The following is a 12,167-nucleotide window of genomic DNA, read 5'->3' as shown; positions in this document are numbered from 1 at the left end:
TGATAATTTAATATAGTATTTAGTGTTCTACATTCTTCAACCCATTTAGCACTTTCAGTTTTCAGGTAGCAAATTTTCTGAGCAACGATAAGCCGAGGGAGCCCTTTTTGAATTCATATCCTCCCCATATAGCGCAATGCTTTGACAAAAGCAGCGATTCAAACGAAACTATTTTAATGGTGGTCTTGCTTGCACAAGCCTTCAGGAGAAAGGTATTGCCTTTACTGATCGTTAATGGCAGAAAGCCACTTGTTGGAGTAATGAGATATAAGCAATGGCATGTTCATGATGTGCCATCAGTAATATTTATTGCCCATATAAAACCAGATCTTATGAATGAGCATCCATAAAGCCCATCATTAGTATAGCCCGGCATATAAGTAACAACGATGATTGAAAAACCTGTATCCATTTTGTAATCCATGAAACTCAATTAAACCCGAAAACAAAATCTAAACAAACTCTCCATGAAAAAAGAATTCTCGTTATTGCTACTGATAGCAATCGTCCTTGGCATGTCAGCCTGTAAGAAAAATAATGAAGCAGCTGCCCCTGTTGCTCCTGAAAAAACGACTGCCGTAGGCAAACACGGATTAGGCGCTGTCCTTAACCCTGGCGCTTTTAAGAATATGCGTCATATTAATTTTGATGAAGTAAAAGCGCGTATGATCAAACAGGGATTTGGCGCAAAAATATCAAATGAAAGAAGTGGCGGACCAGCTGCTTTACCCAGCAGCATTATCTTAAATCACCCTGCTATTGGTGATCAGGGACAAACAGGCACCTGTGTTTCCTGGTCTTCCGGCTGGGCACTCAGCGGTACATTGAATAATGAATTTCCAACTGCTGGTGTATCTAACCCAAGAAGTCCCTGGTATGTTTATCAAAAAGATCACTCTGCACAAGGAGACTGTGACCCGAATGATGGTATGTACATAGCGCCGGGCCTGGATATTCTGGTGAATTCCGGTGTGCCTTCCTATGCTGCAGATCCCGATTTAGGCTCACCCTGTGACGCGCCTACTTATGCGCAGGACCAGGATGCAGCATCAGATATGGTGGTGAATTATGCTGCCCTGTCTACTGTTGCCGATGTTAAAAAAGCTTTAAGTATGCACCTGCCTGTTGAAATGGGTTTTAATGTATACAGCAGCTTTGAAACTGCTTTTAGCAATGGCACCACATTTAAAAGAGTATCCGGACAACTGTTAGGCGGACACGCCATCTGTATCATCGGATATAGTGATGCTAAAAATGCGGTATTGATACAAAACAGCTGGGGTACCGGTGGAGGTGATCCTTCCCACCCAGGCTGTATGTGGCTGGATTATAGTACACTCACCAACCCTAACATGGGTGTAGAACTGTATTCAGTTTGGAAATAACATAATACGCCGGATTACAGGATGGATATAAAAAACGGTTGCTCTCTGCCTGGGAGCAACCGTTTTTTTAATGCATTAACAATAATTAGAAATTGGTGATCAGGTAATTTCTGCAATCGGGATCTAAAGAACTCAGCGTGGCCGCATCATAGGGCGGTCTGTTGGTGTTACAATAGTTTGCTTCCGAAGATACTGCCAGGTATTCTGCCTGATTCGTCATCACATAATCGCCGGGCGAATAAACTCCTGAATAGTAGGCATTACTGTAAAGATTGTAAATGGTGGAATTGTTAAAGCCCCCAGACACCCAACGGTCGTGCAGGTAGTGAAACAATTCATGGAAGATAACATTACCCGGGCCGGTATGTACACTGCGATAGGTCGCAAAATTTACAATGTATACGTTCCCGTTAGTGTAGAACAAATCTCCGCTGCCGGGGCTGGAGTATACATTGATAGGAGCACCGGTCATGTGCGATTTAGTGGTACTGGTAATGCCGGTAGTGTAGAGCTGATCTATTTCTCCGTTCACCAACGCTTTTATGTCGTTAGGAACACTACCTGAATAATTAATCGTAAAAGAACGGTAACTGGCAGCTGCTACCGCACCCGAGGCGTCTCCGCGGGCATTTTTGTTCCTGTTAAAAAAGTCGATCACCTTTTGCCGCTCCGGCGTGATGGTAAGGTGATCTTCTACAGCTTGCGTCACTACAGGTTTTTCCGGTGCTACAGGTCTCGTTTCCAGGTTTTCTTTTTTACAACTTGTAATGGTTACAATTGTTAACAGCAGGGCAAGGGTTGAGTTAACATAGATTTTGGTGTGTTTCATAAAACAGAATTTAGGTTTTAAGGTTATTCCAAATATATATTTATTCCTACTAAATCTATGGTATAAGTGAATTATTTTCTGAAGAAATAAAAAAATATGATATTATCTGTAATGCTTGCTGCTATTGTGTTACAGTGCATATACATTCTCTCTGCGATAACACAGCACTACCATTCCAAAAATAATAAACAGATGGCCGGGTGAGTCAATATATTGGTAATAGTATCGGCCGGAATTTTTATTTTCCTTAATTTGACCATGATTCAATCAACAATTCATGACGAGCCAGGAAATGATCGCTTTTAAAACCAGCTTAAAACAAACAGGGCAGCAGCTGATAGCACAACGTATTGCAATGGCAAAATCAGCTATTGATAATGCGCAGGAGGCTGCCAATAGCGAAGGGAAAAGTTCAGCAGGTGATAAATACGAAACAGGAAGAGCCATGGGGCACCTGGAAAAAAATATGTATGCCCGGCAACAGGCAGAAAATATAAAAGAGCTGGCCAGGTTACAGGAAGTAAATACGGATATCATTTACACGCAAGCCCAAACAGGCGCCCTGGTGCGGTGTGCGGAGCAATCATTTTTTATAGCAGCAGGATTGGGTAAACAGCTGATAGAAGGGCAGCATATATTTTATTTGTCTCCATATACCCCACTTGCAAAATTGCTGCAACACAAAAAAGCAGGGGATAGCTTTCTCTTCAATAAAATGGAAATTGTTATTCTGGAAATTTATTAGCGTCACACAGAAAAAGGGAATAACTGAACAATGAGCGTTCAATTATTCCCTTAGATATAAGTGGTGATAGGGTATCTTTTATACCACATCGCCGGTTTTTAGTATTATTTATTCTACCGGTTGCAGGTATTGTGCATAAGCATAACCTTCTTCGCCAGCATCGGTACGAATAAGCCACCACTGGTCGCTTTGTTTGCTGATCAGCGATACGGTTTCTCCTTTTGCTGCTTTACCTACTATAGGCTGGTCGGTACCTGGTCCTTTACGAATGTTAAGGTTGGTAGAATCAGTGATTACTTCCAGTTTAGCACCTGCTACCGCGGTAGCTACATTGATGTTCATCACTACATCGCCGGTGAGAAAGTTAGGATCAATCTTTCCATAGATGTCCCAAAGTTGATCCTTTACAGCACCGGTAGGCGCTTCACCATCTATGTGCAATACACCATCCTGTTCATTTACCTGCAGGTTAGTGGTGCCTGAAGATTGTGCTGCATCAATCAGCTCTTTGTATTTTTCCTGTAATGCCATGATTGTTATTTTTGAAGTAAAGAATTATTTTACTTTAAGACCAGAAGCGTCTACTCTTTTAGGTTTCAGTGCATCCAGCGCCATTTTCAGCGTTTTCCATTTGGCAGCAGTTGATTCTCCTTTGATGCTGATAATACCATCTTTTACATCAGCAGTGATGCCAGGGAAATCTTTAACTACAGCAGCTACACCAGTCTTAAGTGCATCATCTGCGGTAATTGCTACCTGTGGCGTAGCTGCTACAGGAGCTGCTACAGTAATGTTGTTGGTAACGCTTTTTACATCTTTACTGGCTTTTGCAGCAGCTTCAGCAGCTGTTTTGTCGGCTTCACTGGCTACCTGGCCGGAAAGAGTTACAGCACCATCCTTTACATCAGCGGTTACGCCAGGGATTGCGGTCAGCGATGATGTTACAGCTGCCTGTATATCGGCATCTTTCGGTTTTCCTTTACAGGCCACCATTAACATAAGTCCCATTACAAGGACAATACTGGCAAGTTGCTTAATTCTCATAGTCATGACGAGGTTGTTTAATAAATGAAATGAAATTTTTGATAAGTTAAGTATCTTTTTTGGATACCGTCAAATTTCAGCATAAAAATAATTTTGTCCATTAAATTAGGTAGCATGAAATATTGCCAATATTTATAGTATTTTGACAAACGTATTCCACTAATCAATTATTCCGCGTATTCCTCTTATCAATAATAAATACGATTGTGATGGCTTTCTTTGAAACATTATACCAGGAACTTATCGGCTTTCTCGGCATCGGGCAATTAATAGAAATGTATCAGACCGGCAATTACAAGGCATTGCTCACACTGAATGGTATTTTTTCTGTTATCTCGCCTGTAATTCCTTTCTTATTACTGCTCGAAATTGTGCGGGCCTTAGTGTACAAAAAATTTAAGATAGAAGATTATAAGATGCCTTTTCTGATCTTTGTGATAAATCGATTTATATCAAGGTTTATTTCTATTGCAGCAGTTGCGTTTTGTATTGGTGTGCTGGAAAAATATGCGTTGATTGGTACCACCCTCAAATGGTACTGGTTTATTTATGGCTATGTGGTATGGGAGTTTTCACATTTTATCTATCATTACTTCGGACATAAAGTAAGACTATTCTGGTGCCTGCATTCCACCCATCATGCACCACAAACAATGAACCTGTCGGTTACCTATGCACATTTCTTTTTAGAAGCACCTTATGCAGATGTCATCCGCACCAGCATCTGTATTTTATTAGGTGTCAATCCGCCATTACTATTCATCATCATGTTTATAGACGGCACCTGGGGATCGTTTATTCATGTGGGAGAAAACCTCATCAAAGACGGCCGCTTAGGGTTTTTAAACAGGATTGTCCTCACGCCTTCGCATCATCGCGTGCATCATGCCAAGAACCCGCTTTATATGGATACTAACTTTTGCAATCTCCTTAATATCTGGGATAAAGTATTCGGTACTTTTCAGCAGGAGAAAAAGGATATGGTGATTGAATACGGTATCTCCAGGGAAATGAACCCCGGTAATTTCTGGGATGTTTATTTCGGTGAATTGTATTGCCTGTGGAAGGATATAAGGAAAGCACCCGGCATTAAAAGCAAACTGCTGTACATCGTTATGCCACCGGGATGGAGTCATACCGGTGATCATAAAACAGCTAAGCTGGTAAAGCAGGCTTTTCTGCAACAGGAACAGCATTAATCCCGGCGAAATGATTTTTTATGTCAGATTAACAAAACAGCATATCTCTTGCAGAGAGATATGCTGTTTTGTTATCACCTTACTTCTTCACCTGCTGCACATGTAACAGCCCGATTGACAACAGCATCATTGTTATACCAATCCATTGCAGCAACACTACCTGTTCTTTCAGTATAATATGCGAACATAATACGGCTACCGGCATTTCTGCTGTCATAACAATGGCGGCTATACCTGCTCCTGTTTTAGGGATGCCTTTGGCAAATAAAACAGGTGGAATGATAGTGCCAAATAACGAAAGAAAAGCAGCCCATTTTAACAAGGCAATATTATAATGCGTGCTCACCACCAGGCTATGTGCATTGACGATAAATATGCCCAATGTAGCGCCACTTGTCATGATCACACTTTTTTTCAGGGGATGCAGCTGCCTGCCAACCCTGCTGTTGGCAATAATATAAATGGCATATAGCAATGCAGAAAGTGCTGCCAACAGTATACCGGCAACAGATATTTCATGTATACCGGTTTGTGCTAATCCACTCGCCAGCGCGGTTCCTGCCAATATGATCACCGTAATGATGAGCTGCATCAGGCCGGGTTTCTTCTTAAAGAAAATCCAATCCAGCAAAATACCTATCCAGGTAAACTGCATCAATATAACGATCGCTATGGAGGCGGGTATGTACCTGACAGACCAGTAATAAACGAAAGTGGTTAACCCCATGGCGGCCCCGGTTAGTAAAAGCGGCCACTGTGCGGCCCATTTAAGCCGAAGAGAAGCGGTTTCAGTTTTATGCTTTCCATAGATCAGTGTCCCGATCCACAACACCAGCATACCTGCAAAAGCTTGCGTAACGGAGATTTCAGCCGCCGTAAATCCTTCCTGGTAAGCTAATTTGACAAAAGTTGATAGTATACCGAAGCTGCATGCGCCGGCAAACACCATTAATATATACCTGGTCATTATTTTCGATTGTTTTATAAGAGATACATCAATAAACAGGAATGTTCCTGTGAGATATTGGTGCACGCGAAAACAACCAGGTCAACAGACTTAGCTACAAATTTCTTCAGGAGAAAAAGCCATGAAGCAAACTATGTTGCTGGTTATTTTGCTTGCAAAACAACCAGTGGAGGAGGTGTGTTGGAGAATATGAACTGCATACAGGATCAAATATTTGCTACAAGTTAGCAATATATCTCTAAAAAAGAAATCAAGAAATGATATCAAAAAATATAAGGATTGTTACGCGTAAAGCGATTTCTTACCCAGTTTTTTTAGCATCCTGCCATGTTCCAGCAGGGCGCGGAAAAAAGTTGGCTGCTCATGATAAGGCAGTTTAAATGCCGCTGTGGTAGCCTTTACAATAGGCGCAATCTTTTTGTAATGTACGTGGCAAACACCAGTGAACAAATGATGTTCTATTTGAAAGTTAAGTCCGCCAATAAACCAGGATAACATCCGATTGTTGGGTGCAAAGTTGGTGGTATTGGCTAACTCATGTATTGCCCAGGAGTCTTCCATGTGTTTGGTGCCATCAATTGTTACCGGCAATGAAAATGCAGAAGCTTCCATGATGTGGGAAGGTTGAAAAACAGAAGAAAGAAAAAGTCCTGCGATAAAGTGCATAATGAAAAATCCGGTCAATACATAATACCAGGGCTGGCCGGAAAACAGCAGCGGTAATACCAGTACGTAGCCGTAATAAAACAGTTTATACAACGTAATATGAAAGATCGCCTGTTTCAATGAAACTTTTTGTTTGATCAGTAGATCATGATGTTTGTAACGGACTACCTGCAGATAATCTTTTGCTGTCATCCAAAACAATGTCATGATCATATAAAAGAACCAGGTGTAAATATATTGATAGCGATGGAACCAATGCCATGGCTGCCTGGGAGATAAACGCAATAATACAATACTATTAATATCGTCATCAAGACCGGCAATATTGGTGTAGGTATGATGCAGCACATTATGCTGAATTTTCCAGGTAACGGTATAACCACCTATGATTTCAAGAATATAACCTATTGTGGTATTTACTTTTTTGTTGGGGGAATAAGTGCCGTGATTGGCGTCATGCATAACAGAAGTACCCAGGCCGATCATGCCCCATCCCATGAGGAACCATAGCCCAAAGAACAGCCATATATTATTTGCACCAAAACCGGTAACTATGAAAATATAGGGGACAAAATACAAGAGCAGCATCACGATTGTTTTTACCCACATACCCGTGTTGGCATAGGGAGAGATATCATTCGTTTCGAAGTATGCTTTAACTTTTGAGGTGACTGCTTCAATAAAGCTATCCTTGCCGCGTGGGGCAAAGCGGACAATATCAATTTTTTCGATCTTCATATAATAAGGGTTATTGTATATATGAAATGGTCCTGAAAAGGACCTCAAAAATCTTGTAAAAGTAGGTTGCTAATAATCTACCACGCACAAAAATGAGCGGTTATGGTTAACCGCTCAGATTATATTTATTTCAAAAAAATTAAACCGTTACGGCTTAACTTTTAACTTCCTTTTTCACATTTACGGCACTCGGACCTTTCTGTCCTCTCTCCACTTCAAAAGTAACCTTGTCTTTTTCTTTAATAAGCTCGGTTAACTGGTTGATGTGTACAAAAACACTATCCTGAGTTTGCTGATCAATAATAAATCCGTAACCTTTAGATTCATTAAAGAACTTTACTACACCTCTACGAATCAATTCAACCGGCTCTTCAGGCTCATGCTTGGTAGCACCTAATTGAATGTCTTCTGCATTAATTACTTTTTTCTTTCTTGGGTCCGGAGGAGTTGCACAGATGTTTCCATTTTCATCAATGTAAGCCATCATGTCTTCAAGACTCTTACCTTTACCGCTGTTAGCTTTCCGCTCTTCTTTTCTTTCTTGTTTATCCTGGCGTTGCTTTGCTTTTTTCTTTTCTTTTTCTTTTTTACCAACTGTTTCCTGGGATCTAGCCATATTTTGATTATATATTTTGATTAATGCAAAGATCGGCTTTTTTTGCGTAAGCAGCCGTAAATATAACTGCATCAGCCTTTTAATTAGCGGCTTATAACTCCAGGACTCCCCACAGGGGCTATTCTATCTTTTTAGTAAAGACGCAAATAATCAGAAAAGCGGCTTACCATGCGCTGTGTGGGCCCTATATATATAATTTAACCATTATGCGGGAACAGTTGAGGTTAGCTTTCCTGCTAATAGTTGTTTTGGATATTCTGTAAAATTATAATATATTCATCTGCTTATAATACCCCAAACTTTACCAGCACCTGTAAAATCTACCACCTATGAAAAAGTCCTACATGATCGGTTTAATCAGTCTCTTTATCATCGCTGTCAGCATTGCCGGTTATGCCATGCTAAACAACAGCAGTAAATATGCTACCTGCTCCGGTGATAAGGGTTGTAATGCCTGTAAGAATTGCAAATACTGTAAACACTGCAGCAAAGATGGAGGCACCTGCGGGGTGTGTAAATAAGATACCTTTCTTATAGCAAACATTTTTTTCATAGATTAGACTATCAGGATAAATGGGGGATAGCTAACTGCTTTCCCCTATACTCAAAATTTTATAATCGCTTATGATGAAAAAAATAACCCTTATCTTTTTCGCATGCTGTGCGGGCATACATGCTATGGCACAGGTGGATGCAGGCCTGTTTCGTTACCCAGACGTATCCCGGTCACAGATTGCATTTTCCTATGCCAACGACATCTGGATAGTTCCCAAAGCAGGTGGCAATGCCATCAAATTAATTTCTCCTCCAGGCGTGGAAACCTTCCCGAAGTTTTCGCCGGATGGCAGCAAATTAGCCTACACTGCCAACTACGATGGTACTAACGACGTATATGTGTTACCGGTAGCTGGTGGCATACCACTCCGCCTGACCCAATACGGCGGCCCGGACAGGGTAGTGGACTGGACCCCCGACGGCAAACAGGTACTCTTTGCTTCCGGCAGGGAAAGTACAAAAGAACGTTTCAACCAATTTTACACGATCCCGGAAACAGGCGGCGCTCCTACCAAATTACCACTGGCCTATGCGGAATTCGGATCGTATTCGCCCGATGGTAAAAGTATGGCACTCACCACCCGTACCCAAAGCTTCCGTAACTGGAAACGATATCGCGGTGGCATGAAAGCAGATATCCATGTCTTCGACTTCGATAAACAAGTGTCGGAAAATATTTCTGCTAAAAGCGAAGCCGGCGACGAGTTTCCGATGTGGTATAAAAATTTTATCTACTTCCTCTCTGACCGTGGCATAGAAAAAAGAATGAACCTCTGGCGCTATAACGTAGACGGTAAAACGTTTGAACAGATAACTAACTACAAGGATTTTGATGTTCATTTTCCATCACTGGGGCCAGCTGATATTGTATATGAAGCTGCTGGAAAATTATACCTGCTCTCTTTAAATACACAGCAGTCTACCGAAGTGAAAATCACAATAACCACAGACCTCAGTGCATTAAAACCGCATTCACAAAAAACTGCGAAGTTCATACAAGCTGCTGCTATCAGTCCGGATGGTGAGCGTGCACTGATCAGCGCCCGTGGAGATGTATTTTCCGTACCCGCCATAAACGGCTATGTAAAAGACATTACCCGCAGCAGCGGTGTGGCAGAACGTTATGCTGTTTGGTCGCCCGATGGTAAAAACATTGCCTACTGGAGCGATAAATCCGGTGATTATGAACTGTGGCTCGCTACAGCCGGCAAAGAAAATGAAGCAAAACAAATTACGCATTACGGTCCGGGTTTCCGCTATCGCCCTTACTGGTCACCAGATAGCAAGCAGTTGGCGTTTATAGACCAGGGACAAAAGATCTGGGTACTCAATCTTACAACGGGCAAAACTACTGCAGTAGACAATTCACTGCACTATTCGCCGGATGTATTTGATGGCTTCCGGTTCAGCTGGTCGCCAGACAGTCGCTGGGTTACGTATAGCCGTGACCTCGACAATTTACATGAAGCAGTTTTTCTTTTTGATACAAAAAACAATCAGCGTCACCAGGTAACAAGTGGCTTCTATGACTGCAGCCGGCCGGTATTTGACGAGGAAGGTAAATACCTCTATGTATTAACAGATCAATCTTTCAATCCCACTTACAGTGGTATCGACAATACATTTATCTATGCCAACAGCACCGTCATTGGTGTAATAGGACTGCAAAAAAATACGCCTTCATTGCTAGGCACAAAGAATGATACAGTGGTTGTTAAAGCAGAAAAAACAACACCGGCATCTTCCAAAAAAGAAGAGAAGAAAAAAATAACACCGGCAGTAACTAAGCCGGAAGCCAATGAAATAGACCTCGACAATATGGAAGCGCGGTTAACTTTATTACCCATACCCGGTGGTAAATACTCCCGCCTCGGTGCTGTTAAAGGCAAAATCTTATACCTCAGCAAATCCAATGTGGCCACAGAAGAAGATGATGGCGGCGCTGCCACACTGAAATATTATGATGTAGCAACCAAAGAGGTGAAGACCATCATCAAAGATGCCGGCCAGTACGAATTATCAGCCAGTGGAAATAAGATACTGGTTACTGGTGGCACATATGGCGTAATAAACGTAGCAGAAAATCAGAAGGTAGATACCGCGCTGAGAGTGGAAGATATGGAGATGACCGTGAATCCGGTGGAGGAATGGAAACAAATATTCAACGATGCCTGGCGTATGGAACGCGATTTTTTCTATGATCCGCATATGCACGGAGTGGATTGGAACCTGGTGAAGGAAAAGTACGGGCATCTGCTGGAAGGCGCCCGCACCCGCGAAGAAGTAAGCTTTGTGATCAATGAAATGATTGGAGAAATGAATGCCTCCCATACTTATAATTCCGGTGGTGATGTAGAAAATAGTAAAGTGGAAAGTGTTGGCTACCTGGGGGTAGACTGGCAGGCAGACGGACAATATTATAAGATCAAACGCATCATCCGTGGTGCCCCCTGGAACGCGGAAGTGCGCAACCCGCTGGATGAACCATGCGTGAATATCCATGAAGGCGATTATATTCTGGCAGTGAATGGTATACCACTTACTACTGCACAGGAGCCATATAGCGCTTTTCAAACGCAGGCAAATAAAGTAGTAGAGCTTACTTATAATACCCGTCCTTCTTTTGATGGGGCTAAAACTGCTATTGTTAAAACGTTGAGAAAGGATTACCGGCTGCGTCATTTAGCATGGATAGAAAATAACCGCAAACACATTGCGGAGGCCACCAACAACCAGGTGGGTTACATCTATGTGCCTAGTACGGGCATCGACGGACAGGATGAATTGATGCGTCAGTTTAATGCACAGTGGGATAAGGCAGCATTGATCATTGATGAACGTTTTAATAATGGCGGACAAATTCCTGATCGTTTCATTGAAATGCTGAACCGTAAGCCCCTGGCTTACTGGGCTTCCCGTAACAGCCAACCTTCACCATGGCCAGGTTATGCGCACTTTGGTCCCAAAGTAATGCTGATCAATGGCTGGAGCGGTTCAGGAGGCGATGCCTTTCCGGACTTCTTCCGTAAAGCCGGCCTGGGACCTATTATCGGTACACGTACCTGGGGTGGTTTGATTGGTATCAGCGACATACCTGGAATGGTAGATGGCGGCACTATTACAGCGCCTTCATTCCGTATGTTCAATAACGATGGTACCTGGTTCCGCGAAGGATATGGAGTAGATCCTGATATTGCAGTAGATGAAAATCTGGGAGATATGGCCAAAGGTATTGATCCACAAATTGAACGTGCCATTTCAGAGGTGAAAACATTGTTGCAAACAAAACCATATAAAGCACCGGCTCAGCCGCCTTATGAAGTAAGATAGTAATTAGCTTTTAGCTTTTAGCGATTAGCTTTTAGTAAAATGCAGCGAAGACATTCGCGAATAGTAAAATCACTCGTTAATGTCTTCGCTGCA

The 12,167-nt window shown here is 42.2% G+C and carries 11 protein-coding genes; 5 read left to right on the top strand and 6 right to left on the bottom strand.

All coding sequences use genetic code 11. The features are described from left to right. Positions 1 to 467: 467 nt before the first annotated feature. A complete protein-coding gene (locus CLV51_RS24870; protein WP_106530809.1) occupies positions 468 to 1,385 on the top strand; it encodes a C1 family peptidase in 918 nt (305 codons plus the stop codon). Positions 1,386 to 1,470: 85 nt separating this feature from the next. Here CLV51_RS24870 and CLV51_RS24865 read toward each other — a convergent pair whose 3' ends face one another. Next, complete coding sequence (locus CLV51_RS24865; protein WP_106530808.1) at positions 1,471 to 2,214, bottom strand: hypothetical protein; 744 nt, start codon at positions 2,212 to 2,214, stop codon at positions 1,471 to 1,473. A 277-nt stretch (positions 2,215 to 2,491) separates the two neighbouring features. Between CLV51_RS24865 and CLV51_RS24860 the strand changes: the two genes are divergently transcribed. Beyond that, positions 2,492 to 2,959 carry a hypothetical protein gene (locus CLV51_RS24860; RefSeq protein ID WP_106530807.1) on the top strand — a complete coding sequence of 156 codons (468 nt, stop codon included), beginning with the start codon at positions 2,492 to 2,494 and terminating at the stop codon, positions 2,957 to 2,959. Positions 2,960 to 3,067: 108 nt separating this feature from the next. Here CLV51_RS24860 and CLV51_RS24855 read toward each other — a convergent pair whose 3' ends face one another. Together CLV51_RS24855 and CLV51_RS24850 are read right to left on the bottom strand one after the other, a co-directional pair. Then, entirely contained in the window at positions 3,068 to 3,490 is a 423-nt protein-coding gene (locus CLV51_RS24855; protein ID WP_106530806.1) for an SH3 domain-containing protein, read from the bottom strand. Positions 3,491 to 3,514: 24 nt separating this feature from the next. Then, entirely contained in the window at positions 3,515 to 4,009 is a 495-nt protein-coding gene (locus CLV51_RS24850) for a BON domain-containing protein (protein WP_211302115.1), read from the bottom strand. A gap of 203 nt (positions 4,010 to 4,212) precedes the next feature. Here CLV51_RS24850 and CLV51_RS24845 point away from each other — a divergent pair, with 203 nt between their 5' ends. After that, positions 4,213 to 5,202, top strand: coding sequence for a sterol desaturase family protein (locus tag CLV51_RS24845; RefSeq protein ID WP_106530805.1), 990 nt, complete (start codon positions 4,213 to 4,215; stop codon positions 5,200 to 5,202). 79 nt (positions 5,203 to 5,281) lie between these two features. Here the strand turns inward: CLV51_RS24845 and CLV51_RS24840 are convergent, their stop codons facing one another. The 3 genes from CLV51_RS24840 to CLV51_RS24830 all read right to left on the bottom strand — a co-directional run bounded on the left by CLV51_RS24840 (position 5,282) and on the right by CLV51_RS24830 (position 8,261). Next, on the bottom strand, positions 5,282 to 6,169 hold the full coding sequence (locus CLV51_RS24840) for an EamA family transporter (protein WP_106530804.1): 888 nt from the start codon (positions 6,167 to 6,169) through the stop codon (positions 5,282 to 5,284). A 282-nt stretch (positions 6,170 to 6,451) separates the two neighbouring features. Continuing rightward, positions 6,452 to 7,573 (bottom strand): fatty acid desaturase family protein, encoded by a 1,122-nt coding sequence (locus CLV51_RS24835; RefSeq protein ID WP_211302114.1) that lies wholly within the window; start codon positions 7,571 to 7,573, stop codon positions 6,452 to 6,454. A gap of 154 nt (positions 7,574 to 7,727) precedes the next feature. Next, entirely contained in the window at positions 7,728 to 8,261 is a 534-nt protein-coding gene (locus CLV51_RS24830; protein WP_245898943.1) for a cold-shock protein, read from the bottom strand. A 257-nt stretch (positions 8,262 to 8,518) separates the two neighbouring features. Here CLV51_RS24830 and CLV51_RS24825 point away from each other — a divergent pair, with 257 nt between their 5' ends. Both CLV51_RS24825 and CLV51_RS24820 read left to right on the top strand, forming a co-directional pair. Continuing rightward, positions 8,519 to 8,710 (top strand): hypothetical protein, encoded by a 192-nt coding sequence (locus CLV51_RS24825; RefSeq protein ID WP_106530803.1) that lies wholly within the window; start codon positions 8,519 to 8,521, stop codon positions 8,708 to 8,710. A 103-nt stretch (positions 8,711 to 8,813) separates the two neighbouring features. Further along, positions 8,814 to 12,074, top strand: a complete 3,261-nt coding sequence (locus tag CLV51_RS24820; protein WP_106530802.1) for a S41 family peptidase — start codon at positions 8,814 to 8,816, stop codon at positions 12,072 to 12,074. The last annotated feature ends 93 nt before the right edge of the window (positions 12,075 to 12,167 follow it).

It is taken from the genome of Chitinophaga niastensis (assembly GCF_003014755.1).
Classification (GTDB): Bacteria; Bacteroidota; Bacteroidia; order Chitinophagales; family Chitinophagaceae; genus Chitinophaga; species Chitinophaga niastensis.
Note: the sequence above shows the minus strand (reverse complement) of the source record. Positions and strands in the feature narration are given on the sequence as shown.